Here is a 22,682-nt window from a genome sequence, read left to right as displayed (position 1 = left end):
AGGACGGAGTCGCCGCAGCGCCCATGAATCCAGTGCAGCCCCGTGCCGGGCTGTCGTCAAACGCAGAACTCGTGACGGTCGGCTTCGGTGCTCTGACCCGCAGCCCGCGCACCCTTGCCATCAAGGAACTCTGCGAGGCCGGGCAGTACCCCAGCTCACGGCGGCGATCGGCGGGACGGGCGATCGGCAGGGGCGGTGGAGGCGTTGGTAGCGTCGGCGTGTGCCGTGCCGGCCGGTGCGGTGTGCCGCTCGACCGAGAGAGACCTGATGTCCCCGACGATTCGCAGGGCCGTGATCCCGGCCGCCGGACTCGGTTCCCGTCTGCTGCCCCTGACGAAGGCGACACCGAAGGAAATGCTCCCGGTCGGCGACAAGCCGGTCATCGAGCACACCGTCCGCGAGTTGGTGGACTCCGGCATCACCGACATCACCATCGTCGTCTCCGGCGGCAAGAGCCTCATCCAGGACCACTTCCGCCCCAACCCCGCCCTCGTCGAACAACTCCGCGCCGACGGCAAGACGGCCTACGCGGACGCGGTGGAGGAGGTCGCCGAGCTGGCCCGCCGGGGCCACATCACCTACCTGGACCAGTACGGCCCGTACGGCAACGGCACCCCGGTACTGAACGCCGCCCGGGCCTTCGGCGACGAACCGGTGCTGGTGCTGTGGCCCGACGACGTCTTCGTGGCCGAGGTCCCCCGCGCCCAGCAGCTGATCCGCGCCTACGAGCAGACCGGCTGCCCGGTGCTGGCCCTCCTGCCGATGGACCCCACCGAATCCCAGCGCTACGGCGTGCCCATCGTCAAGGAAGACCTCGGCGACGGCCAACTCCGCATCACCGGACTGGTCGAGAAGCCCGAGCCGGCCGCCGCCCCGTCGTCGTACGCGGCGATCGGCGGCTATGTCGTCACCCCCGGCATCATCGACGAACTGCGCGAGCAGACCCGTCGCTGGTACGAGCACAGGACCGGCGAGGTCTACCTGACCGACGCCATCAACGCCTACGCCGCCACCCGCGCGGTGTACGGGCAGGTCATCAAGGGCCGCTGGTACGACACCGGCAACCCGGCCGACTACCTGGTCGCCCAGATGGCGTTCGGCCTCGCCCACCCCGAGTACGGCCCCGTCCTGCGCGGCTTGGTCGCCGGACTCGACGTCGACAGCGCTGCCGCCGTCCAGACGGAAGCCACCGCCTGACCTGCCGCTTTCCGTTCCGGGCCGTCCACCGCGGGCGGCCCGGATCGGCTGCCTCGAATGGGCGACGTCGTTCCACACGCGCGCGTCCCTGAGCGGCTCTCACGTCGACGGGCTGTCCGTCGCCTGGATCGCACCGTGGCGGGCCCGGATGATCGAGATCACGGTGTCGGTGGTGTGGTCGAGACAGCTGCGGCCATCGGGTCGTCGGCCCTCCGGGCTGATGTAGCTGCGCGGCCCGAGGTGAGTGGCTGGGTCGAGCCGATGCACGGTGATCTTCCCGGCGCGGGCGGCGCGGTTCCATCCGCTGCGGCGGAACAGGCGCCAACGCTGGGGGAAGATCCAGGTGCCGACCCGCTCGATCCGGTCGCTCGCGCTGGTGAGTTGATGCACGTGCTCGGCGTGAGTGAGGTCATTGGCGCCGTTGTGGAAGCCGCCGAGTGTGATCAGCAGGAGCGGGGAGCGCAGCTGGGTGTGGAGTTCGTCGACTGCGCCGGTGGCGACCTGCGCGCCGCCGCTGTAGCTGAGCAGCACCACGGGGATGCCGCTGTCGGGCTGGTAGCCGCCGAGCCGGAGCTGAGTGGCGATCTGGGAGCCGACGGCCCGGTTGTACAGGGGCCGGTACCGGTGGTCGGCGGCGACGAAGATCTGCATGACGTTGTGCAGGAACAGCAGCAGCCCGATGCGACGGCGCAGCCACGCCCACACCGGCCGGTCGGCGAGCGGGTCGGCCAGCGGCGAGTAGGGCTGCACCTGACCCAGCACCCGCAGCTCCGGCGCTCCGGCGAGCACGGCCTTGACCAGCTGGCCGCCGTCCCGGGTGTCACGAACACGGCGTTTCCCGATGCCGTCGAGGTAGACGAGGTAGGCGGCCGGGGGACTGTCGGGGGTCGCGCCTCGGGCGTAGGGCACGCCGTCCGGGAGCTCGGTGATGGGGGCCCGCCAGCCGGCGCCGTAGGCGAGCACCTCGTAGCGGGCCAGCAGGGCTTCGGCGAGCAGCACCGGCCCCAATGCGCACACCCAGAGCACGAAGTCGTTCATGCGATCACCTCTGGTCCTCGGGTCGCACTGATCCTCACCACCAGGCGCCGTACGGCTTCCACAACGACCCCGAGAGCGGCCCCGGAGACGGCCACGCAGCCGGCTGCGCCCCACCAGCCGAGGCCGGTCGCCGTCGCGAGCGGGCCGGCCAGACCGGCGCCGACCCCCACAAAGAGCAGCAGGTGGAGCAGGGGCCCGAGCAAGGGGAACGCAAGCACGGCAGCGAGCACCAGCGGGGCCACCAGGACCGGCGTCCACAGCAACTCGTCGCCCGGCGTCGGCGAGGACAGCACCAATTCGGCCAGGGTCCACGCCGTCAGTGGCCACAGCGTGAACACGGCAGCCTCGACGAGGCCAGCGGCCACCAGCAACCCGGCCACGAAGGTCCGCGACATGCCGGGCCGGCGCGACACCAGGGGCAGGATGCGCCCGGCGGCCTCCGACAGCCCGGCGAACAGCAGCAGGACGACGACAGGTGACATCACTCGGCCTCGCCTGACGGATCGACGGGAACCGACTCACGGACCGAGCCGGTCGCTCGCAGGTACCGTTCGAGTTCGTCGGCGGCCCGCGCATACCCGCCCGCCTCGTGCTGGGCCACCTGCAGGGTGCTCGCGGCTGCCCCGAACCCGGGGTCGTGCAGCAGACGCCGGGCGAGGACACGCACGGAGCCCTTGGCGACGTCCTGGGTACGGATCGACAGGCCTGCGCCGAGTTCGACGACGCGACGGGCCACCATCGGCTGGTCGGCGCCCTGCGGGACCACCAGCATCGGAACCCCGGCGTACATGGCCTCGTTGACGCTGTTCATCCCGCCATGGGTGATGAACAGCGCCGCGCGGGCCAGCACCTCCGGCTGCGGCACGAAGCGGTGGGCGAGCACATTGGCCGGCAACGGTCCCAGCGCGTCGGGATCGGTCTGCCCGGTAGAGACGATCACGGTGCCGCCGAGCGGTGCCAGCGCGGTCGCGAAGGTGCGCAGCAGTTGCGGGTCGGCATTGAACACGGTGCCCAGCGAGGCGTACAGCACCGGGTCCTGGAGCCGGTCGGCCGGGAACGACGGGTCGAGGGGGCGGGCGCCGATGCTCGGGCCGACGAACCGGTAGGACCGGTCGAACTCCTCGACGGCAGGCTGAAACGCCCGCGAGGTGTAGACCAGATTGAGCGGCTGGCGGATGTTCCCCAGGTCGAGCAGCGGCAACCCGTGAGCGTCGTAGCGGCGGTGCAGCGCCCAGCGGGACCGAACGTACCCCTGGAGGCTGCGGGGCCGGGCCGTTGCCGCGGCCAGCATGTCCCACGAGCCGCCGGTGGGGCTGGGCACATGCCGGTTGAAGGCGAACGTGGTGCACGACGACGCCGCCGGCACCCCGAGTTCGCGGGCGGCGACCGCGCCCCACGGACAGGCGTTGTCGTGGACGATCAAGTCGGGTCGGACGCGGCGCAGGTCGGAGAGGACGGCGGGCAGCAAGCGGACGGCGGTGCCCGCAAGCCCCTCCAGCAGCGTGAGCGGCGTCGGTGGATCAGGGAGCGGCTGGTCGCCCCCGGGATAGAGGCACACGGTCGCTCCGGTGGCCTCGATCTCTTCACGGAATGCGGGTGAGGTGTGGTACGTGACGGAGTGGCCGCGCCGGACAAGCTCGGACACGATGGGCAGCGTCGGGTTGACGCGCCCGTGCATGGCGATGTTGAGGAACGCGATGGTGCTCACAGGCCGGCCCCCTGTATGGAAGAAGTGGATGCTTCGCCCGGTCTGGCGGACGGCACCGAAGGGTCGTCGGCCCGGTACAGGCCCGGACCGTCGATGCGCAGTCCGTCGAGAAAGCGCCCCGCGGTGAGGGACGCGGTGCTGATCAGGCGCTGGGAGTGGCCGAAGTCCCACGGGGCGGGCCAGGACTCGATGCCGGTCGGCAGTACGACAGTGGGAATGTGCTGGGACACCTCGTGCAGGTCACGCTCGATCTGATGGTGCAACAGCAGCAGCCCGGCCCTGGCGGCGATCGCACTGGCACGTCGGCGCGGATGGGTGGTGGGCAACGGCGAGCTCTCCAGCCCCGTCGCCACCACCACGACGCTGGCCGCCCCGGCCTGCCGGGCTGCCAGCACCGGGACATAGGCGATCACCCCGCCGTCGACGAGCGTCCGCCCCGCACGATCCACCGGGGGCAGCATCCCGGGAATGGCCGCGCTGGCCAGCAGCGCGGACTCGAGGTCTCCGCGGTCGAGCAGCGCCGGAGCGCCGCTGACCAGGTCCATGGCCACCGCGGTGAACGGCACCGTCAACTGCTCGATCCGCGACGGCAGTTCGGCCCGAGCGATCAGCCGCCGCAGGCCGCGATCGGTGAAGACGCTGGCCCGCGAGGACAGATAGCCGAGCGGATACACCTCACGGCGACGCAACTGCGTCCACACGTGATCCAGCCACGGCGCGGCCCGGTCGGGGTGCGCGGCCGCGATGGCCCCGTTGAGGGCACCCACCGAGGTTCCGATGATCATGTCCGGTACGAACCCACGCTGCTCCAGCGCGTATCCCACACCGACATGAGCCGCCCCGAGCACGCCACCGGCGCCCACCACCACGGCCACGGGACGGGGAAGGGCGTGCAAGCCCGCCGACGAGTCGCCTCCGCCGGAGACGAAGCGTGCCGATGCGCCTGATCGTTGGCGCCAGGTAACCCTCATGGTGCACCTTTCTCACCTCGGCACCGAACGGGGAACCGATGGATGCCAGGTGCCGGTCAGCCGAACTGGCCGGGCTGGTAGTCACCTGCGGGCTGCTGGTTGATGACGTTGATGCGGTTGTACGCGTTGATGACGGCGATCAGGGACAGCAGGGCGACGAGCTGATCCTCGTCGAAGTACTTCGCCGCGTTCCTCCAGGCCTCGTCAGTGACACCGCCGGCTGCGTCGGCGATGCGGGTGCCCTGCTCCGCCAGTTCCAGCGCGGCGCGCTCGGCGTCGGTGAAGACCTTGGCCTCACGCCAGGCCGCGACCAGGTGGAGGCGCTGCGCGGTCTCTCCCGCCGCGATGGCGTCCTTGGTGTGCATGTCGGTGCAGAAACCACAGCCGTTGATCTGACTGGCGCGGATCTTCACCAGTTCCTGCGTCGCGAGGGGCAGTGTGGAGTCCGATACCACCTTGCTGGCCGAGTTGATGTGCTTGAGCACCTTGCCCGCGAGGGGGTGGCCGAAGTAGTCGAGACGCGATTCCATGCTGATCTCCTTGCCGAGTGGCGGATACACACCGTTGACCGGAGAGGCCGGCGGCCTGTGACAGGAAGCGGGGTGTGACGGGGGACTCAGAGGTATCTGGGGGCGGTGACCTGGTCCTTACGCGCCCTGTGGATGATCGATGCTGTGCTGCTCGAGTCCCTGTCCGTCGCCGCGCTGGTCGTGGTGCTGGTGTGTGCCGTTGTCCGCCCCTTCCGCTGGCCGGAGGCGGCCTTCGCGGTACCCGCGGCCGGCATCGTGGTCGCGGCCGGCGGGATCCCGATCGCGGAAGTGCGGGAGGAGGCGGCCCGGCTCGGGCCGGTGATCGGCTTTCTCGCCGCCGTACTGGTGCTCGCCAAGCTCTGTGACGACGAGGGGCTCTTCCACGCCTGCGGGACATGGATGGCCCGCTGGTCCCGCCGCCGACCGCACAGGCTGCTGGGCTCGGTCTTCGCTCTCGCCTCACTGATCACGGCCGTGCTCAGCCTGGACGCCACCGTGGTCCTGCTGACGCCGGTGGTGTTCGCCACCGCCGCACGCATGGGGGCCCGGCCGCGCCCTCACGTCTATGCAGGCGCGCATCTGTCGAACACGGCGTCCCTGCTGCTGCCGGTGTCGAACCTGACGAACCTGCTCGCATTCACGGCGACGGGGCTGACCTTCACACGTTTCGCGTTGCTGATGACCTTGCCATGGCTGGCGGCCATCGCCGTCGAGTACGCCGTCTTCCGTCGCTTCTTCGCCGCCGAACTCAACGCACCGACCCATCCGACGGGGGCGGACGAGCTCACGGACCTGCCACTGTTCGCGCTGGTGACGGTCGCCGCCACGCTCGCCGGCTTCGTCGTGGCTTCCGCACTCGGTATCGACCCGGCCTGGGCCGCGGCGGTCGGCGCGGTCGTGATGGCCGTACGCGCACTGGCTCGTCGGCACACGACTCCGGCCGCGATCGTACGCTCCGCCGACGTGCCGTTCCTCGTCTTCGTCCTCGCCCTCGGTGTGGTCGTACAGGCCGTCGTCGACAACGGCCTCGGCCGGGCCCTCGGGAATGTCCTGCCCGACGGCACCACGCTGCCCGCCCTGCTGGGCATCGCCGCGCTCGCCGCACTCCTGGCGAACCTGATCAACAACCTGCCCGCCGTCCTCGCCCTCGTGCCCCTGGCCGCACCCTCCGGGCCCGGGGCGATCCTGGCCGTCCTGCTGGGCGTCAACATCGGCCCGAACCTCACCTACGCCGGATCCCTGGCCACGCTGCTGTGGCGGCGTATCGCCCACCACCATGATCACGACGTCAGGCTGAAGGAGTTCACCCTCCTCGGCCTGCTCACCGTCCCCCTCGCCCTGCTGGCCTCCACCCTCGCCTTGTGGGCCTCGCTGAAGATGATGGCGGAGTGAGGGCTGCTTGCACGCCCCCTGCTGACCGGTCAGCGCAGGTCGAGTCGCATCAGCACCCGGGGATGACCGGCCAGCACCGAGGTGGTGTCGGCGGCGTGGGTGAACCCGGCGCGTTCGAAGTTCTTCCGGATACCTGCGTACGCCATCGTCAGGTCGACCCGCGCGTCGCCGTTGTCGAGGGGGTAGGCCTCGATCGCCGGTGCGCCGTGAGCGCGGGCGAACTCCACCGCGCCCGCGATGAGGGCGTGCGAGACGCCCTTCTTCCGGTGTCCGGGGCGCACGCGGATGCACCACAGCGACCAGACGGGCAGGTCGTCGACGTGCGGGATCTTGCGGTTGCGTGCGAAGGAGGTGTCCGATCGGGGTGCGACGGCGGCCCAGCCGACGGGCTCGTCACCGTCGTAGGCGATCACTCCCGGAGCCGGTTTTCCGCGGCACAGCTCGGCGACGTACTCACCGCGGGCCGGTCCGCGCAGCTCGTTGTTGAGCTTGGACGGGATCCGGTAGCTCAGGCACCAGCAGACGTTGGCTCCCGGTGCCTTGGGGCCGAGCAGCGTACGGACATCCTCGAAGACCGAAGCCGGGCGCACCTCGATGGTCATGGCCCCACGATGTCACGGCCCTCATCGCGACGCACGGCCGCCGTCACTGCGGCAGGCGCAGCCCGGCGATGAGGAGTTGGACCAGTCGGCGTGCGTCGTAGCGGGGATTGTTGCCGGCGCCTGCGCACAGCCCTCCGACGCCGCGCATGAGCTCGTACGCGTCCTGGCCGGGGCGGATCTCGCCGGCGTCGGCGGCGGCTTCGAGGAGTTGGGTGCACACGGGCACGAGGCGGTCGAGGAAGTAGGCGTGCAGGGGGTCGAAGCAGGGGTCGTCGGACTGCAGTACGGCCGCGAGCCCGTGTTTGGTGACCAGGAAATCGACGAAGAGGTTGATCCATTGCCCGAGCGCGGCGTGGGGAGTCGCGCTGCTCGCCAGCAGGGTCGGCCCGGCGTCGGCGAGGGCGTCGACCTGGTGGCGGTAGACGGCGATGATGAGATCCGCTCGCGTCGGGAAGTGGCGGTAGATCGTGGCCGTCCCGACACCGGCCTTGGCCGCGATGTCGCGGATCGGCGCTTCCACGCCTGCCGTGACGAAGACCGCGGCGGCCGCGTCGAGCAGGGTCTCCTTGTTGCGGCGGGCGTCTGCCCGTTTGGGCCGCACCACGCGTCCTGCGTCCTGATCGCCTGCGTTCACCGCACCCTTCCCTTCGCTGCCGTGCTTGCTAAGCGGGACAGTGTCCCGTATTTTCAAACGGGACACTGTCCCGCTTCTTCATGATGTCAGACCGGGGCGTCAACTGCGCAACACCTGCTGCGCAACAGCTGAAAGGAAGACCGCTCCATGGCCGAATCGGCGAGGGCAATCATGGATCCAGCCATGGGCGCGCCCACTCCCATCGTCTCCGTGAAGCCGATAGCGCTGTCAGCGCCGGGCCGTGGTCACGACCTCCACGTGCGAGTGTCCGCCCCGGCGGCCGGACACGAACTGCCCGTCATTGTCTTCTCACACGGCTTCGGCTCATCGCTGGACGGGTACGGACCGCTGGCCGACTTCTGGGCCGCTCACGGATTCGTCGTCATCCAACCCACCCATCTCGACTCCAGGACCCTGGCCCTTCCACCGGACGATCCCCGCACACCACGGATCTGGCGATACCGAGTCGAGGACATGAAGCGCATCCTCGACCACCTTGATCTCCTGGAAGCTGCCGTGCCGGGCCTCAGTGGCCGCCTGGATCAAAGCCGAATCGCCGCAGCCGGACACTCCTTCGGCGGCCAGACCGCGGGCAATCTGCTGGGCCTGCGCGTCCTTGATGAGCAGAACAAGAAGGGGGAGGACCTTTCCGACCCGCGCATCAAAGCGGGCGTACTGCTCGCCACGGCCGGACAGGGCGGCGCCGACCTGACACCGTTCGCGGCCGAGCGCTACCCGTTCATGAACCCGAGCTTCGCGGACATGTCCACGCCGACCCTGGTGATCGCGGGGGATCAGGACGACTCACCGCTGACCGTTCGGGGGCCGGACTGGTGCGCCGACCCCTATTTCTTGAGTCCCGGCAGCAAGAGCCTGCTCACCGTGTTCGGGGCGGAACACTCGCTGGGCGGAATCCCCGGCTACGAAGCCAAGGAAACAACGGACGAGAACCCCGAACGAGTCGCCCTGATCCAACGGCTCACCTGGGCCTACCTTCGCAGCGCACTCGACCCGCAGGATCCCAGCTGGTCGGCAGCCCGCACGGCATTGACGGAGAGCAGCAATCCACTGGGCCGCATCGAATCCAAGTGAAAGTGCATGCGCCCAGTCGTCGAGTCCATGGACATCGCCTGCCGAACTCCGGTCCTCTGATGGCACAGTGGGCCGGCCGCAGCTGGAACTCCCGCTGACCCATGACTCGTTGGGCGCGTGATCGGAGAGCGACGGATGCCGAGTGGACTCATCGCGCTGGCACTCGGCGGCTTCGGTATCGGTCTGACCGAATTCCTCATCGCCGGGCTACTGCCGCAGGTGGCGTCGAGTTTCGGGGTGTCCGAGGCGGCGGCGGGCTGGTTGATCTCCGGGTATGCGTTGAGTGTCGCGGTCGGCGCGATCGTGCTGACCGCGGCGACGGCGCGGCTGCCCCGCAAGGGGATCCTCGTCGGCCTGGTGGGGTTGTTCGTCATCGGCAACCTGTTGTCGGCGGTTGCGGCGAACTACCCGGTGATGCTGCTCGGGCGGATCGTCGCGGCGCTCTGCCACGGTTCGTTCTTCGGTATCGGCTCGCTGGTCGCTCGCAGCTTGGTCGCGCCGGAAAAGAAGTCCCGTGCGGTGGCGGTCATGTTCGCCGGGCTGACCGTCGCGAACGTGCTCGGTGTGCCGTTCGGTGCGCTGGTCGGTGAGCGCTGGGGGTGGAGGGCGGCCTTCTGGGCGGTCACCGGAATCGGCGTACTCGCCCTGGCGGGCATCGCCGCCCTCGTCCCCGCCGCGGCGGGAGAAACACGACCTCCGACTGCGACGCGCAGCTCCGACCCGATACCGCTCATCGGCTTGCGCGCCCAGTTCCGTGCGTTCCGGTCCTGGCAGGTCTGGCTGACCCTGACAGCCACCGCGCTCAGTTACGGCGGGATGTTCGGCGCGTTCAGCTACATCGCCTACACCTTCACCGAGGTCGGCGGATTCTCCTCCGCCGATGTCGCCTGGCTGCTCATGGTGTACGGCGTCGGCCTCGTCGTCGGGAACCTGATCGGCGGACGAGCGGCCGACCACGACCGTGATAGCGCCCTGGTCCTCGCCCTGCTCGGACTCACCGTCACCCTGGCCGCGTTCGGCCTGCTGGCGGGCAGCGCCACCGCTTCCGTCATCCTGGTCTTTCTGATGGGGCTGTTCGGCTTCGCCGGCGTCCCCGGCATGATCACTCGCGTCACCGACTACGCCCACGGCGCGGCACTCGCCGCCAGCGCCAACGTGTCCGCGTCCAACGTCGGCAACGCCCTCGGCGCCTGGCTCGGAGGCCTGGCCATCACCGCGGGCCTCGGCTACACCGCACCGCTCTACGTCGGCGCCGGCATCGTCCTGGCGTCCGTCCTCGTCATGGCCGTAGCCGCACATCACGCGAGGTCGCCCGTGCAGCAGACCGAGTACTCCCTTTGAATCCTCCCCTCCCTGGCTGGGGCGGCACCAACGGCTCCGCCACGGCGACTCCAACTGGCCCCGATTCACGGGTGATTGGTGAAGACCAGGCGCAGTGAGTTGGGCTCTGGCAGCGATCACAGGAAGCTGCCACGGTCGGTGAAGGGCGTGTTCGATTCAGCGGACTGGACACGGGTGGCGCGGTCGATGTCTTGGGCATGGACGGTTGCGAACTCCCGACGCATCGCCGAGACCCGCGGCCGCATCTCGCTCACCGCCCTGCACCGCGAACTCACCGAACGCGGCTGGCAGAGCAGCTACTCCACGCTGCGCGACTGGGCGCGGCACTGCCTGCACCAGCCCCGCCGGACCCCCACAGCCGCCTCCGGTACCGCCGACCGCGCACCAACTCATCCGTGACTTCGGTGACATGCTCACCCAGCAGACCGGCGTCCTCCTGCCCTCCTACGGAAGACGATCCTGCTCGCGTGACCCGCCGCGATGGCTGCCTGCGCCAGCGCAGGTTGGGCATTGTCACCGGAGCCCGGTCACCAGTAGGTTCGAGCCGCTGGCGTTCGAGCGACAGGGGATGCGGGGCCTCGGGTGGCACTGCTGGACACACTGGTGACAACGGCCGCCGGGGCGCTGTCCGCCACGATCGGGGTCCTGGTCGGGGGCATCATCACGCACCGTGCCCAGGACCGTCAGTGGCTGCGGGACAAGCAACTGATCGCCTACCAGGAACTGATCAGCCACTACGCCAAGTTCACGATGACCATCAGCCGCGCCCATGCCGGCCGACAGGGATGGGACTACGACTGGAGCGAGTGGAGCGCAGCCCTGACCCGTGCCAGCCTGGTCGCCCCCGCCGCCGTCGCGGCGGAGATCGACAACTTCGGCAAGGCCATCGGCGCGTTCCTGGACCAGGTGGCGCGCGACCCGGCACGCGACCCGTTGCATAATCCGTTGAGCGCGGAGGAGTTCGCCCAGGCCAGTAGAGCACCCGCCCAAGCGCAGGTGCAGTTGGTCAACGCCATACGACGGTCGCTGAGCAAAGACCAAAAGGCACTGCCCTTCTGGATAGGCGGATCCCTCGCGGGCAGCCCCGACCATCCCTGACAGACCCGGCGCACTCCGGCTCAGACACGGGAATCGAACATGCCCTTCACCGACCGTGACAAGCCGGTGGATCCGGGGTGAGTCAGCGCACCAGGCAAAGGGGTTCTCACAGTACCTGGATCACCAGGGTCTCCCAGACGTCCAAAACGCCTGTCAACCTGGTTGAGTCGAAAGCGCCGACAACACTCCATGGACACGCAAGGGACGGAGACCAATGACGGACAACCAATTCGCCACTCACACAGAACTTTTCGATCTGAGTGGGAAGTACGCCCTTGTCACTGGCGGCACCAGGGGAATTGGGATGATGATAGCGCGCGGCCTTCTCCAGGCGGGCGCCCGCGTCGTCATCAGCTCACGCAAGGCAGACACGTGCGCGGAGGCAGAGCATCTACTGTCCGATTTCGGCGACGTTCAAGCAATCCCCGCCGACCTGTCCAGGCACGACGAGTGTCAGCGCCTCGCTGATCTTGTCAAGGCCGACTCGGAACGCCTGGACATCCTTGTCAACAACGCGGGAGCGATGTGGCGCGAGCCGCTGGCGACGTTCCCGGACGAGGCCTGGGACGCAGTGATCGACCTCAACCTCAAGTCGCCTTTCTGGCTGGTGCAGGCGCTGCTCCCCGCACTTCGCAAGGCGGGCACCGCCGATGATCCCGCGCGGATCATCAACATCGGCAGTATCGCCGCCATCCACGTCGCCCAGTCGCCCAACTACTCGTACGCCAGCAGCAAAGCGGCGCTCCATCAACTCACCAGAGTGCTTGCCAGAGAGCTGGGCCCACAGCACGTCACGGTGAACGCGGTAGCACCGGGAGTGTTCCCGTCGCAGATGATGGCGTCCACGCTCGATGCCATCGGCGACACGATCGCGGCGGCGGCCCCTCTGCGCCGGCTCGGCCGCGACGACGACATGGCGGGTATCGCCGTGTTTCTCGCTGGCCGGGCTGGGTCCTACCTCACGGGCACCGTCATCCCGGTAGACGGCGGCATCGCGACGACCGCAACGGGTACTCCTTAGACTGCGCGACGGGCTTACGGTGAGGGGATGGCCACGATGGATCTACGCGCCGAGATCCGGGAGTTTCTCAGCTCGCGTCGCGCCCGCATCGCACCCGAGCAGGCGGGCCTGCCCGCTTACGGCGGCAACCGTCGGGTCAAAGGTCTGCGCCGCGAGGAGGTGGCGCTACTGGCCGGGGTATCGGTCGACTACTACGTGCGCATGGAGCGCGGCAGCCTCGCCGGTGCCTCCGATGGCGTGCTCGACGCGTTGGCCTCTGCCTTGCAACTCGACGAGGCCGAGCGCGACCACCTGTTCCACCTCGCGCGCCAATCCAGGGCGCCCAGCGGCCCACGCCGACGTAGGCCTGCCGTGACGGTGCGCTCGACGCTGCAGCAGGTGCTCGACGCGATCTCCGATGCGCCGGCCTGGATCGGTAACGGCCGTTATGACGTGCTCGCCATGAACCAACTCGCTCGCGCGCTCTATTCACCGGTGTTGGCCGACCCGCGACGGCCCGCGAACACAGCGCGGTTCGTCTATCTGGACCCCGAGGCGGCCAGAGATTTCTTTGTCGACTACGACCAAATTACCGGTGACGCGGCCGCGAAGCTACGCATGGCAGCCGGCCGCAATCCGCACGACGAGGAGTTGATCGCCCTGGTCGGCGAACTGTCAACGCGCAGTGAGCTATTTCGGCAGCGGTGGGCATCTCAGGACGTGCGGCTGCACCGGTCCGGCCGCAAACGTGTGCGCCATCCGATCGTGGGCCAACTCGACTTGGACGTCGAGTCCCTGGAACTGCCCGCCGAACCCGGCCTGCACCTCAACGTCTACACCGCACCCGCGGGCACACCGACCGCTGACACTTTGGCGCTCCTGGCGTCGTGGGCGGCCACCCAACAGACGCTGGCGACCGAGCTCGAAGCACACGACGGATAGTCCAAGACGGGCAGGTTTCGGCCGGAGGCGGTCGAGTGCACCTATCCGGCGAGGGTGAGGTTGTGGAGGCGTGCGATGCCGCGCACGGCGTGGTGGATGCCGTCGCCTTTGAGGCGACAGTCGCGCAGGATCTTCGAGGTCTTCACGCGGGCGAAGGTGTGCTCGATGCGGGCGCGAACCTGTTTGTGGGACCGGTTGTGTTCCTCTTTCCAGCCCAGGACTTCGGCTTGCCAGGCCGCTCGTCGAATGGCCGCGAGTGGGTGGTCAATGATGCGGTCGGCTGCGGACTTCGAGATGCAGAAGAGCGGCGCAAGCTGGCGCATCGTCAAGTTTGTGCGCCAGTACGTTGTCACGAGCAGCACGCGGTCTTCCAGCGGCAGACTCCACGGACGGCCCCGCCGCACCGCATCCGCGCCCTCTCGTCGCAACGCGGCCACCAACCTGCCGAAGCAGCGCGGGCTCAGCCCAGTGAATAGAGCTATCCAGGACGGCTCGGACGCCGTGATCTTCGCCTTGAACAAGACAAGATGGGTGCCCGCGCCTGCACGCCCCTACTGCAATGTCGGCTCAAGCTGCGATGTCGGCTTCGGGTTGCAGCGCGGGGCCGAGCAGCATGCCCCCGTCCAGGACGAATTCCGAGCCCGTGGCGAAAGATGCGTCCTGGGAGGTGATGAAGAGCAACAGGCGGGTGATCTCAGAGGGTTCGGCGAGGCGGGGGATGGCGAAGGGATCGGGCGAGTAGAAGTCGGCGATGGCCGGCTGGCCTGCGACGGTGGGTTCGTTGATCAGCGGTGTGGAGACGACGCCGGGGTGGATGGAGTTGACCCGGATGTTGTCCCGCCCCAGCTCCAGCGCGGCCGTCTTGGTCAGCCCACGCACGGCCCACTTGCTGGCGGTGTAGGGGGCGTAGAAGGCCGTGCCGACGTGGGCCATGGTCGAGGCGATGTTGACGATGGTTCCGCCGCCGCCCCTGCGCATCGACGGAGCCACGGCCCTGATGCCGAGGAACTGGCCGGTGACGTTGACGCTGAAGGTGTGCTCCCAGGTGCGGAGTTCGGTGTGCTCGACAGGGGCCGCCGGGTTCTGGACGCCCGCGTTGTTCACCAGGATGGTGATCGGCCCGAAGTGGCCCTCGACTTCTCGCACCACCGCCGCCCAGTCGTCCTCGCTGGCGACATCCAAGTGAACGGACAGAGCCCGATGACCGAGCTGAGCAGCGAGATCGCGGCCGGCGGCGTCGTCGCGGCCGGCAATGACGACGTTCGCCCCCTCGGCGTGGTAGCCCTGCACATGGCTGCTGCCCATGCCCCCGCTGCCGCCCGTGACGATGACGGTCTGGCCCTCGAAGCGTCCCATGATGCATCCTTCCAGGCTCACATTAATGGTGAGTCACTCGACTCACCTCCTCTCTCAAAGTAAGAGCAGGGCTAGAGGTGAGTCAAGTGACTCACCTCGCAGCGAGGGGCATACTGGAGGGCATGACGGCACAGCCTTCGGAATACCACCGGCGCGTGGCGGCGCAGAAGCGGACGTCCATCATCGAGGCAGCGACGAAGCTGTTCCTCGACTCCGGCTACGACGGCACCTCACTGGCCCGTATCGCCGAGGCGGCCGGAGTGTCGAGGGCGACCCTGTTCAAGCAGTTCACCACCAAGGCGGCCCTGTTCGAGGCGATGGTCGCCGAACACTGGAAGGTCGACGACGAGGAGGCGCCCCTCCCTGAGCCAGGGAACCTCCGCGCAGGACTTGAGACCATCGCACGCCGATACGTGGACCTTCTCACCCAGCCCGGCATGGCCGCCCTCTTCCGCATCGTCATCGCCGAGGTACCGCGCTTCCCCGAGCTCGGCGAGACGCAGTTCAATCTCGGCAAGATGCCCTACTTCGAATCGGTCCGCCGCTACCTGGAAGCGGAAAACGCCGCTGGTGCGGCACGGCTTGACGATGCGGAGATGGCGGCGACCCAGTTCCTCGGAATGATCTCCAACTACGTGTTCTGGCCGCGGATGCTGCTCGCGCGCTGGGAGCCCGACGACTCCGCCATCACCAACGCGGTCGACCAAGCGGTGCTGACCATGCTCGCCCGATACGGCGCGCCGGGGACCCCCGCTGCCTGAGGCGCCAGGCGCCCCGCCGCTCTGCGCAACCACCTGATATCTCCCGCATGGGCAAGCTCTCGACCCGGTCGCTCGAAGCGTTCCACGGTCTGAAGCCGGACACGCTCCCGTGCGGCCCTCCCTGCGTCAGTCAACCCGCCGCCCTGCGCGTATCTCACCAGCTCAGGGCTACCGGATCGGACCGGTCACGGTCAGGCGAACAGCCCCGACCTTCCCCAATCAAGTTCACCAGCGGCGGTCAACTAGTCCACGGCATCGGTCACCAGAGCGCGAAACGTCGGCTCAAGGGGATCCGGTACCGCCCTGATCGCGTCGATGGCTGCATCGCTGCCACCGGCCTGAGCCTGGACGGCTGACCGAAATCGGAATCGGTCCGAGATCACGCCTCCCAGTCCGCATAGTCCCCGATCGCCACGTCGTCGCAGAAGGTCTCCCAGAACCCGTTGTGCACGAGAGCGGTCTCGTCGATGGCGGAGACGAGATCGCGCAGCTCTTCCGCCACCTCCTCACACCTCTCCTCGTCGCCCTCCGCATAGAACGGGAAGCGTTTGATCACGGCCGCGACGCATCGGTTGAAGGAGTCGAGGTCCCTGTTCACGTGACTGGCTGTCGCTGACTCGATCTTGGGAATCTGCACCACGTGACCACTGGCCACGTCGATGGCGATGCGTCCGAACAGGCCACTCGTCGCGATGGCGACCAGCCCCCGCTCACCGATCCCCTCGAAGTACACCGGCTCGGTCAGCGGTCGGTACTCGTAGCCGATCAACCCGCCTGGGATGCCCGTTTCCCCGAGATCGACAGCGATCCGGGTTGGCACCCCGGGTGGGGCCTCGATGGGGATCAAGAGGAACTCGGGCTTCGGCAACTGCGGCAGGGGGTGGCTCACGGGAGGATCTTCTCCCGACGGACTGCCCCGCAACACCCACAGGCCCGCGAGACGGGCGACTCGTGCCGGGCGTCCGGACCCGACATCAAGGACCAAAAGGTGGAGACCTCTTTGAGGCGGTTCGCGATCTCCCCTAGGTTGGCCCGCGTGACGATCGAGGTGCCCTACCAGCCAATTCCGGTTGACCAGTCGGACGTTCGCTACGTCCACGGCCCCGACTCGGCTCGACAGCCGGACGTGCCCGTCGGGGAGACGATCGAGTTCGACTGGAACGACAGCGCGATGTACCCCGGCACGTCCCGGAAGGTCTGGGTCCACGTGCCGGCGGGTTACGACCCTGCCAACCCAGCGTCGCTCATGGTCTTCCAGGACGGATGGTGGTATCTGGACCCCGCAGGTGAGGTCCGCGGGGCGATCGTCCTGGACAACCTCATGCACCGGGGTGACATCCCGGTCACCATCGGCGTGTTCGTCGACCCCGGCATCTTCCCCGACGCCGAGGATCCGAAGAACCGCAACACCGAGTACGACGCATTCGACGATCGGTACGTCAGTTTCCTCCTGAACGAGATCGTCCCCGAGGTCAGCAAGCACTACTCGATCGCCGAGGACCCCGATCAGTGGGGCATCTGCGGTGGCAGCAGCGGCGGCAACTGCGCCTTCACCGCGGCGTGGCTACGCCCGGACAAGTTCCGCCGCGTCATCGGGTACCTGTCCAGCTTCGCGCAGATGCCGGACGGCAACCCGTACCCCGAAGTCATTCCCCGCGTTCCTCGCAAGCCGCTGCGGATCTTCTTGCAGGCGGGCCATCGTGACCTGCGCTGGAACGAGCCCGAGGCGAACTGGCTCGCCGACAACTTGCGTGTCGCGGCAGCTCTCGCAGAAGCCGGCTACGACTTCCGCCTCGTCCTGGGCGATGGCGGCCACAGCCCCAACCACGGTGGTGTCCTGCTCCCAGATGCTCTGCGCTGGTTGTGGCGGTCTGCTGATCACCCGAACCAGTCGGTGGGCGTGGGCGAAGCGGCTTCGTAGAAGCGGCCGTCCCGGGGCGCCCTGCCAGCATCGTTGCCGGGGGGTTTCCCCGAACCGCCTCCCGAACCCGGTGTGCCCCTCTCCGAGCGCCGGGCTCTCCACAAGTCCCGCTGAACTATTTCTTATCTCCTGAACGAACCGCCAGGCGAACGCTTCACCGCCTGTCCCACCACACGCCAACTACCCCTAAACGGCTCAGCTTTCGACCAGGGCGACGCACTGCCCCTGCACCGCCTCACGGAGGACCTGCTGCTCCGGAAAGGGCCGTAGCCATCACGGAAGAGCGGCCAGAACCGCCCAGTTGGCCACTCTGAGCCCCCAGTCGGCCAAGATTCCGGCGCACGCGAGCATGGCGAAGAAGTGCTCCGTGGCGTCGGTGATGATCTCGACGTTCGGGGCGGAGTGAGGGCGTTCGTGGCGTTCGACCACCTGTACCGCTCGGCCCCGAGGCGATCGGACGGCTCTCTGCCGCCGCACCTTGATCACGTCACCACAGGGGTGGACCGCAACTCCCTTGCGCGGCGCAACCCTTCGGCCCGCTCCCGGGTCCAACTGGCGACGGCGGGGGACGGGCCCCTCGTCGGCCCCCGCCACTCCGCGCCCGGCCACGCCGCGATCCCGGGAGCCCCATCGTGCGCAGCAAGCGACCCACCAGCAGACGCAGGACGAGCCGGACGACCGCGACGGCCGCCGTGACCGCACTGCTGACGATCGGCGCCACGATCACCGCGACGACCACGTCGGCCACCGCCGCCCCCGCGCCCATCACCCACGACGACTTCAACAGCGACGGCTACCGCGATCTCGTCGTCTCCGCCCCGGGCGGCACCGTCAGCGGCAAGAAGGGCGCCGGCTACGTCGCCGTTCTGTACGGCTCGGCGACCGGCCTCTCCACCTCCCGGCGTGCGACGTTCAGCATGAGCACCCCCGGCGTGGAAGGTCTCGCCCAAAGCGGCGACCGGTTCGGGCATTCCACCGCCACGGCCGACGTGGACCGCGACGGCTACGACGACCTCGTCGTCGGCGCCCCCGGCAAGGACATCGGCTCCGCAGTCGACGCGGGCTCGGCCACCGTGCTGTTCGGCTCCGCGACCGGGCTGCAGGCCACCGACAGCCGATGGCTGCGGGAGATCACCCCGGTGGCGGGCAACCGCTTCGGGATGGGACTGGCCGCCGGGTGGTTCAAGATCGTCGACTCGTCGGTCGCCATCATCTCCAAGGGCACCTTGTGGGCCTTCAGCTTCGAGGTCATGCCCTACGGCCGGGTCATGACCTCGGACTACACCGCGCTGTCCTTCTTCGTACCCGCGGATTTCCGTCCCGCCTCGCTCACCATGGGCGACTACAACAAGGACCGCGCGGACGACCTCGTCATTCTCGGGACCGGGAGCTACGGCCAGGCGGGCCTGTACGGCAGGGCGGTCTACGTGTCCGGGGGAGGCGGTGGGTGGGCGGACCGCTATGAGATATCCGGCGGTGGCCCGGTCGGTGCCTCGGGCGACGTCAACAAGGACGGTTACACCGACCTCGTCGTGGGTTCCCCCACCGAGCGCGATTCCGCGGGCAACCCTTCCGGCGCCGGTGTCGTCTACGTCCACTTCGGCGGACCCGGCGGCCCGGGCAGCCCGAACGGCGGCTCCAGCCGCCAGTTCTGGACCCAGAACTCCCCGGGCGTCCCGGGCGTCAACCGGGTCGGCGACCGCTTCGGCGGTGCCCTCACCGTCGGTGACATCAACGGCGACGGCTACGGCGACGTCGCGATCGGCGCCCCCGGCAACGACATGGGCACAGCCGCCGACGCGGGCACCGTCTGGGTGATGCGCGGCTCCGCCACCGGCCTGACCACCAACGGCATCCGCACCCTCAGCCAGAGCCCCAGGGCCGTCCCCGGCACCCCCGAGAAGGCCGACCAGTTCGGCGGCGCGCTGCGGCTCATCGACGCCGACCGCAACCTCAGGACCAGCCTGATCGCCTCCGCCCCCGGCGAGGACACAGGCGACGGCCGCGTCTGGGTCTTCCCCGGCACCAGCGGCGGCCTCTCCACCAACCGCTCATGGTCCTTCAACGGCGCCACGCTCCGTGCCCCCACCGCCGACGCCCGTTTCGGGGAGACACTCGCCCCTCACGGCCGTTGAACGACACTGATCGTGACCGCGTCGAGGGGGAGTGCATGGGTAACTGGGTCGTGATCGCGGAGTACTACAGCGACGCGTACAGGACCGAGTTCATCTGCCGTGGGCAGGAATCGAAGGACGAGGCACTGAAGGCGCTCCGTGCTGCCTGCCACACGTATGTACCGAGCAAACACATCGTCGAGAAGTGGCGCCGCGTGTACCGCTTCGCCGACCAGGAGTCATACCTGGTGGTGATCAAAGGCAGGCTGTCGGAGTGGGAGTGCACCCTGCGCATCGCCGAGCTGGTCTCGGACTCGACCGACCCGGCCGTGGCCGAGCGGGCACAGATCGACGACGGCGCGGAAGAGGCTGCCGACGGGCCACAGGACCGGATCCCGCCCGGCTACTGAGCGGGGATCGAACTCGCTCGGGTCAGTCGCCCTGCAGGAACCGCGGCCTTGTGTTCAGCCGGGTCGACCGCGGTGCTCAAGCGACCGACGCCGCGGCGGGCGGTTTTCGGGGTAATGCCGCGCTTGCTCGTCGCGGTTCGTTGCCGGCGTGGCTACGCACGAGAAGCCCGCAGGTGTGTGGGCGCGGTGCCCGCCACCTGCCCCCGCCCGCGGGGCTCTCACCGTGTGCTGGAGCGGTCAGCTGCAGCGCCAGAGGGCCGGGTTGCCCTTCGGGGGATACAGGTCCGCGCCGGCCGGAGTGACCGTCAGGCCACCGATGGTGCCGTCATCCCCGACGGTATGGGCGATGTCGCCCGTGCCGCCGACCCATTTGACGAACGTACCGAGCTGCCATACGGGGATGCCGTTGTCCGTCGACGAGTTGCCGCCGGAGCCGACGATCAGGCCACTCTTGTTGATCGCGAGGTCCCCGCTGTTCTCCGAGTTCGGCAGGATGGTGACAGTTCCGTCGTTCCCCCAGAGGACGCCGACGTGCTTGCCCCCGTAGGTGCCGCTACCGACGACTCTGCCGTTGGATATGGCATCCGCCGTGGTGTTCTCAAGGCCCGCCAGCTTCTTCAGCTCGACAACCTGGCCGTTGCGCAGTGTGTAGTTCCTCGCGCCGGTGCTGCTCCAGATGGTGTAAAGGACGGTGCCGTCCTCGTCCGCGTCCGTGGGTCTGGCGGTCGCGGGGAAGCCGGGTATCTGGCCGAGCTCGGTGACCTCGGTGGGACGGTCTGCGTTCCAGCGCAGAATGTGCGTAGTGGGGTTGCTCGTGGCGGTTCCGAGCTTGGCCCATGCCGTGATGTCGCCATTCTCGGCGATGTCGAGCACTCCATCGACTCCCCACGTGGAAGGAGTGGGCAGGCGCTGGCCGTCCTTGACGACCATGATCCCGTAGATGGGACCGGTGATCCACCCGAACCTGCTGTTGGCGATGTAGGTTCCGGAGCTGTTCTGGTCGATCACCTCGTACGTCGTGTAGGCCGCGCCGGCCTTGTCGAGGGATGCGGCGCCGTTCTTCCAGGAACCCAGTCCGTCCGGCAGCGCCGGGTCGTTCTTGATCAGGCCGGCCGCACCGCCATGGTGATCGGTCGCCTGGACTTCACCGAACGCGGCGCCTGGTGCTAAGGGCAGCGTGGTCTTGGTCCAAGTGCAGGCGGAGGCGGAGGCGGTGGCCTTGGGCGCGGCGACGGCTTGCGTCGCGCTGAGCAGCAGGGCAGCCGTGCCGATGGCGGCTGCCGTCCCGAGCATGCGAGATCGCACAACTGTTCCTTTCGATAGGTTGCGGACCAGCGTGAGTGCGGAATGTGCCGCTCGGAACCCCTGATCCAGTTAGGGGTGGGCCGCAGGTGACAGCGGGCATCGCATCTGTTATCGGCGGCTGGTGTGGCGTAACTGTTGCGCTTGCCTGTTGCTTTCGCGGCTGGGAGTTGAGGTAGTCGTCGGGCAGGGGTTGCCGAATGCTGACGATCTTGTGCCTGACGACCTGTGGGAGCGGGCAGCCCGCCGCTCCCGGCCCGGGCTCCACGCCGGCACTGGTTCCCCGGCTGGGAGCCGGTGCACGACCGGGTCGCCCTAGCCGGCATCGTGTACGTGCTGCGCAAGGGCGTGACCCTGGGCGGACGTGCCTGCCGAGCGGATCGGCTGCAGTGGGGTGACCTGCTGGCGGCGGCTGCGGGACTGGACCGAGGCGGGGTGTGGCCCCGCCTCCACGAAGCCCTCCTGGCCGAGTTCCGCAGCATGGCTCTCCTCGACATGGACGCCTGCTCGATCGACGGCTCGCACGTCATGAGAAGGCCCGCTGATCAGAGGACCCGACCCTGGTGGTGCTGGACGCCCGGTGCCGGGCCGCAAGCGCGGACTGGGCGTGCACGTCCTCGGCCTGGTCATCGTGGTGGTTGTCCTCGAACACGCACGGCAACGCCGCGGGCATCGGCCTGTCGGACCAGACTGCCGAGCACGCCGGCCGCGCCGTCCGCAAAGCACTCGTGAACCAGGGCTTCAAGAACCAGATCGTCGCGCACGGCACCCGCCTCGGCATCGACGTCGAGGTCGCCGAACGGAACCCCCAGGACAAGGGATTCCTGTCGCCGCCGCGACGGTGGAAGGGCCAACAGCCCTGCGGGATCCTGATACGGCGCGAACCACAGGCGGTCACCGCATGAACAACCAGTCGTTGCTTGACTCCCGGGACATCCAGCAGAACGCCTCCCGGGCGCAGGCCGACGACCTCCGCGCGCAGATCGGCGAACTGCAGACCCGGCTGCGGTAAGCCGATATCCACCTCGAGGACCTCGCGGTCACCCGGAAGACCGTCACCGGCCTCGCCGACCGGCTCCCCGCCGTCCCACCGAACCTGCCCGAGCACCCGGACTGCCCCGCACCCTCGCCGAAGCCGAGACCTGCAGCTTCGCCGGGAAGCAGTAGCCGACGAAGCTCCCTACCAGCACCCCTGCTGCAGGGCGGCCGTCCGCTGTGGCGGCGTCGTCGACGGCACTGTTGTCGGTCCGTCGGTGACCTGCACAGATCCGCC

The 22,682-nt window shown here is 68.7% G+C and carries 26 protein-coding genes and 1 pseudogene; 13 read left to right on the top strand and 14 right to left on the bottom strand.

Annotation, left to right across the window (positions count from 1 at the left end; genetic code table 11):
* Positions 1-267 precede the first annotated feature (267 nt).
* Positions 268-1,197, top strand: a complete 930-nt coding sequence (locus ACTWQO_RS18245; protein ID WP_443238389.1) for a UTP--glucose-1-phosphate uridylyltransferase — start codon at positions 268-270, stop codon at positions 1,195-1,197.
* A gap of 99 nt (positions 1,198-1,296) precedes the next feature.
* On the opposite strand, the gene ACTWQO_RS18240 is transcribed toward ACTWQO_RS18245, so the two are convergent.
* The 5 genes from ACTWQO_RS18240 to ACTWQO_RS18220 are packed head-to-tail and all read right to left on the bottom strand — an operon-like array spanning position 1,297 to position 5,444.
* A complete protein-coding gene (locus ACTWQO_RS18240; RefSeq protein WP_443238388.1) occupies positions 1,297-2,235 on the bottom strand; it encodes a hypothetical protein in 939 nt (312 codons plus the stop codon).
* The gene (locus tag ACTWQO_RS18235; protein ID WP_443238387.1) at positions 2,232-2,717 is read right to left on the bottom strand and encodes a hypothetical protein; all 486 of its coding nucleotides are present in this window, start codon (positions 2,715-2,717) and stop codon (positions 2,232-2,234) included. The genes ACTWQO_RS18240 and ACTWQO_RS18235 overlap by 4 nt, the downstream gene beginning before the upstream one ends.
* A complete protein-coding gene (locus ACTWQO_RS18230) occupies positions 2,717-3,943 on the bottom strand; it encodes a macrolide family glycosyltransferase (protein WP_443238386.1) in 1,227 nt (408 codons plus the stop codon). Before ACTWQO_RS18230 ends, ACTWQO_RS18235 begins: the two co-directional genes overlap by 1 nt.
* Positions 3,940-4,914 carry a patatin-like phospholipase family protein gene (locus ACTWQO_RS18225; RefSeq protein ID WP_443238385.1) on the bottom strand — a complete coding sequence of 325 codons (975 nt, stop codon included), beginning with the start codon at positions 4,912-4,914 and terminating at the stop codon, positions 3,940-3,942. Before ACTWQO_RS18225 ends, ACTWQO_RS18230 begins: the two co-directional genes overlap by 4 nt.
* 56 nt (positions 4,915-4,970) lie before the next feature.
* A complete protein-coding gene (locus ACTWQO_RS18220) occupies positions 4,971-5,444 on the bottom strand; it encodes a carboxymuconolactone decarboxylase family protein (protein WP_443238384.1) in 474 nt (157 codons plus the stop codon).
* A 132-nt stretch (positions 5,445-5,576) separates the two neighbouring features.
* On the opposite strand from ACTWQO_RS18220, the gene ACTWQO_RS18215 reads away from it, so the two are divergent.
* On the top strand, positions 5,577-6,836 hold the full coding sequence (locus tag ACTWQO_RS18215) for an SLC13 family permease (RefSeq protein WP_443238383.1): 1,260 nt from the start codon (positions 5,577-5,579) through the stop codon (positions 6,834-6,836).
* A 29-nt stretch (positions 6,837-6,865) separates the two neighbouring features.
* Here ACTWQO_RS18215 and ACTWQO_RS18210 read toward each other — a convergent pair whose 3' ends face one another.
* Together ACTWQO_RS18210 and ACTWQO_RS18205 are read right to left on the bottom strand one after the other, a co-directional pair.
* Complete coding sequence (locus tag ACTWQO_RS18210) at positions 6,866-7,438, bottom strand: GNAT family N-acetyltransferase (protein WP_443238382.1); 573 nt, start codon at positions 7,436-7,438, stop codon at positions 6,866-6,868.
* Positions 7,439-7,481: 43 nt separating this feature from the next.
* On the bottom strand, positions 7,482-8,072 hold the full coding sequence (locus ACTWQO_RS18205; RefSeq protein WP_443238381.1) for a TetR/AcrR family transcriptional regulator: 591 nt from the start codon (positions 8,070-8,072) through the stop codon (positions 7,482-7,484).
* Positions 8,073-8,219: 147 nt separating this feature from the next.
* Here ACTWQO_RS18205 and ACTWQO_RS18200 point away from each other — a divergent pair, with 147 nt between their 5' ends.
* The 6 genes from ACTWQO_RS18200 (at position 8,220) to ACTWQO_RS18175 (ending at position 13,545) form a co-directional block, all read left to right on the top strand.
* The gene (locus ACTWQO_RS18200) at positions 8,220-9,164 is read left to right on the top strand and encodes an alpha/beta hydrolase family protein (protein ID WP_443238380.1); all 945 of its coding nucleotides are present in this window, start codon (positions 8,220-8,222) and stop codon (positions 9,162-9,164) included.
* Between the two features lie 135 nt (positions 9,165-9,299).
* Positions 9,300-10,505 (top strand): MFS transporter, encoded by a 1,206-nt coding sequence (locus tag ACTWQO_RS18195; protein ID WP_443238379.1) that lies wholly within the window; start codon positions 9,300-9,302, stop codon positions 10,503-10,505.
* Between the two features lie 186 nt (positions 10,506-10,691).
* A complete protein-coding gene (locus ACTWQO_RS18190) occupies positions 10,692-10,904 on the top strand; it encodes a hypothetical protein (protein ID WP_443238378.1) in 213 nt (70 codons plus the stop codon).
* 183 nt (positions 10,905-11,087) lie between these two features.
* Positions 11,088-11,603, top strand: a complete 516-nt coding sequence (locus ACTWQO_RS18185) for a hypothetical protein (protein ID WP_443238377.1) — start codon at positions 11,088-11,090, stop codon at positions 11,601-11,603.
* A 214-nt stretch (positions 11,604-11,817) separates the two neighbouring features.
* The gene (locus tag ACTWQO_RS18180) at positions 11,818-12,624 is read left to right on the top strand and encodes an SDR family oxidoreductase (protein WP_443238376.1); all 807 of its coding nucleotides are present in this window, start codon (positions 11,818-11,820) and stop codon (positions 12,622-12,624) included.
* Positions 12,625-12,660: 36 nt separating this feature from the next.
* A complete protein-coding gene (locus ACTWQO_RS18175) occupies positions 12,661-13,545 on the top strand; it encodes a helix-turn-helix transcriptional regulator (RefSeq protein ID WP_443238515.1) in 885 nt (294 codons plus the stop codon).
* Between the two features lie 41 nt (positions 13,546-13,586).
* Here the strand turns inward: ACTWQO_RS18175 and ACTWQO_RS18170 are convergent, their stop codons facing one another.
* On the bottom strand, positions 13,587-14,051 hold the full coding sequence (locus ACTWQO_RS18170; protein WP_443238514.1) for a transposase family protein: 465 nt from the start codon (positions 14,049-14,051) through the stop codon (positions 13,587-13,589).
* 61 nt (positions 14,052-14,112) lie between these two features.
* Entirely contained in the window at positions 14,113-14,901 is a 789-nt protein-coding gene (locus ACTWQO_RS18165; RefSeq protein WP_443238375.1) for an SDR family NAD(P)-dependent oxidoreductase, read from the bottom strand.
* A 122-nt stretch (positions 14,902-15,023) separates the two neighbouring features.
* On the opposite strand from ACTWQO_RS18165, the gene ACTWQO_RS18160 reads away from it, so the two are divergent.
* Positions 15,024-15,662 carry a TetR/AcrR family transcriptional regulator gene (locus ACTWQO_RS18160; protein ID WP_443238374.1) on the top strand — a complete coding sequence of 213 codons (639 nt, stop codon included), beginning with the start codon at positions 15,024-15,026 and terminating at the stop codon, positions 15,660-15,662.
* Here ACTWQO_RS18160 and ACTWQO_RS18155 read toward each other — a convergent pair.
* Positions 15,635-15,820: pseudogene (locus ACTWQO_RS18155) on the bottom strand (IS630 family transposase); the annotation flags it as partial. The gene ACTWQO_RS18160 and the pseudogene ACTWQO_RS18155 overlap by 28 nt on opposite strands.
* Positions 15,821-16,041: 221 nt before the next feature.
* Positions 16,042-16,551, bottom strand: a complete 510-nt coding sequence (locus ACTWQO_RS18150; RefSeq protein WP_443238373.1) for an SUKH-4 family immunity protein — start codon at positions 16,549-16,551, stop codon at positions 16,042-16,044.
* 147 nt (positions 16,552-16,698) lie between these two features.
* On the opposite strand from ACTWQO_RS18150, the gene ACTWQO_RS18145 reads away from it, so the two are divergent.
* A complete protein-coding gene (locus ACTWQO_RS18145; RefSeq protein WP_443238372.1) occupies positions 16,699-17,583 on the top strand; it encodes an alpha/beta hydrolase in 885 nt (294 codons plus the stop codon).
* A 273-nt stretch (positions 17,584-17,856) separates the two neighbouring features.
* Here ACTWQO_RS18145 and ACTWQO_RS18140 read toward each other — a convergent pair whose 3' ends face one another.
* Positions 17,857-18,012 (bottom strand): hypothetical protein, encoded by a 156-nt coding sequence (locus ACTWQO_RS18140; RefSeq protein WP_443238371.1) that lies wholly within the window; start codon positions 18,010-18,012, stop codon positions 17,857-17,859.
* Between the two features lie 203 nt (positions 18,013-18,215).
* Between ACTWQO_RS18140 and ACTWQO_RS18135 the strand changes: the two genes are divergently transcribed.
* Positions 18,216-19,718, top strand: a complete 1,503-nt coding sequence (locus ACTWQO_RS18135; protein WP_443238370.1) for a hypothetical protein — start codon at positions 18,216-18,218, stop codon at positions 19,716-19,718.
* A gap of 35 nt (positions 19,719-19,753) precedes the next feature.
* Entirely contained in the window at positions 19,754-20,107 is a 354-nt protein-coding gene (locus ACTWQO_RS18130; protein ID WP_443238369.1) for a hypothetical protein, read from the top strand.
* A gap of 237 nt (positions 20,108-20,344) precedes the next feature.
* Here the strand turns inward: ACTWQO_RS18130 and ACTWQO_RS18125 are convergent, their stop codons facing one another.
* Positions 20,345-21,412 carry a hypothetical protein gene (locus ACTWQO_RS18125; protein ID WP_443238368.1) on the bottom strand — a complete coding sequence of 356 codons (1,068 nt, stop codon included), beginning with the start codon at positions 21,410-21,412 and terminating at the stop codon, positions 20,345-20,347.
* Between the two features lie 312 nt (positions 21,413-21,724).
* The gene (locus tag ACTWQO_RS18120) at positions 21,725-21,934 is read right to left on the bottom strand and encodes a hypothetical protein (RefSeq protein ID WP_443238367.1); all 210 of its coding nucleotides are present in this window, start codon (positions 21,932-21,934) and stop codon (positions 21,725-21,727) included.
* A gap of 113 nt (positions 21,935-22,047) precedes the next feature.
* On the opposite strand from ACTWQO_RS18120, the gene ACTWQO_RS18115 reads away from it, so the two are divergent.
* The gene (locus ACTWQO_RS18115) at positions 22,048-22,314 is read left to right on the top strand and encodes a hypothetical protein (RefSeq protein WP_443238366.1); all 267 of its coding nucleotides are present in this window, start codon (positions 22,048-22,050) and stop codon (positions 22,312-22,314) included.
* Positions 22,315-22,682: the final 368 nt, after the last annotated feature.

Source organism: Streptomyces sp. 4N124 (assembly GCF_052245395.1).
Classification (GTDB): domain Bacteria; phylum Actinomycetota; class Actinomycetes; order Streptomycetales; family Streptomycetaceae; genus Streptomyces.
Note: the sequence above shows the minus strand (reverse complement) of the source record. Positions and strands in the feature narration are given on the sequence as shown.

Coding starts and splice junctions, on each gene's coding strand:
- ACTWQO_RS18220 (WP_443238384.1), bottom strand. CDS start 5,444: ATGGAATCGCGTCTCGACTACTTCGGCCACCCCCTCGCGGGCAAGGTG.
- ACTWQO_RS18210 (WP_443238382.1), bottom strand. CDS start 7,438: ATGACCATCGAGGTGCGCCCGGCTTCGGTCTTCGAGGATGTCCGTACG.
- ACTWQO_RS18215 (WP_443238383.1), top strand. CDS start 5,577: ATGATCGATGCTGTGCTGCTCGAGTCCCTGTCCGTCGCCGCGCTGGTC.
- ACTWQO_RS18165 (WP_443238375.1), bottom strand. CDS start 14,901: ATGGGACGCTTCGAGGGCCAGACCGTCATCGTCACGGGCGGCAGCGGG.
- ACTWQO_RS18195 (WP_443238379.1), top strand. CDS start 9,300: ATGCCGAGTGGACTCATCGCGCTGGCACTCGGCGGCTTCGGTATCGGT.
- ACTWQO_RS18130 (WP_443238369.1), top strand. CDS start 19,754: ATGGGTAACTGGGTCGTGATCGCGGAGTACTACAGCGACGCGTACAGG.
- ACTWQO_RS18200 (WP_443238380.1), top strand. CDS start 8,220: ATGGCCGAATCGGCGAGGGCAATCATGGATCCAGCCATGGGCGCGCCC.
- ACTWQO_RS18245 (WP_443238389.1), top strand. CDS start 268: ATGTCCCCGACGATTCGCAGGGCCGTGATCCCGGCCGCCGGACTCGGT.
- ACTWQO_RS18180 (WP_443238376.1), top strand. CDS start 11,818: ATGACGGACAACCAATTCGCCACTCACACAGAACTTTTCGATCTGAGT.
- ACTWQO_RS18240 (WP_443238388.1), bottom strand. CDS start 2,235: ATGAACGACTTCGTGCTCTGGGTGTGCGCATTGGGGCCGGTGCTGCTC.
- ACTWQO_RS18175 (WP_443238515.1), top strand. CDS start 12,661: ATGGATCTACGCGCCGAGATCCGGGAGTTTCTCAGCTCGCGTCGCGCC.
- ACTWQO_RS18225 (WP_443238385.1), bottom strand. CDS start 4,914: ATGAGGGTTACCTGGCGCCAACGATCAGGCGCATCGGCACGCTTCGTC.
- ACTWQO_RS18235 (WP_443238387.1), bottom strand. CDS start 2,717: ATGTCACCTGTCGTCGTCCTGCTGCTGTTCGCCGGGCTGTCGGAGGCC.
- ACTWQO_RS18160 (WP_443238374.1), top strand. CDS start 15,024: ATGACGGCACAGCCTTCGGAATACCACCGGCGCGTGGCGGCGCAGAAG.
- ACTWQO_RS18190 (WP_443238378.1), top strand. CDS start 10,692: ATGTCTTGGGCATGGACGGTTGCGAACTCCCGACGCATCGCCGAGACC.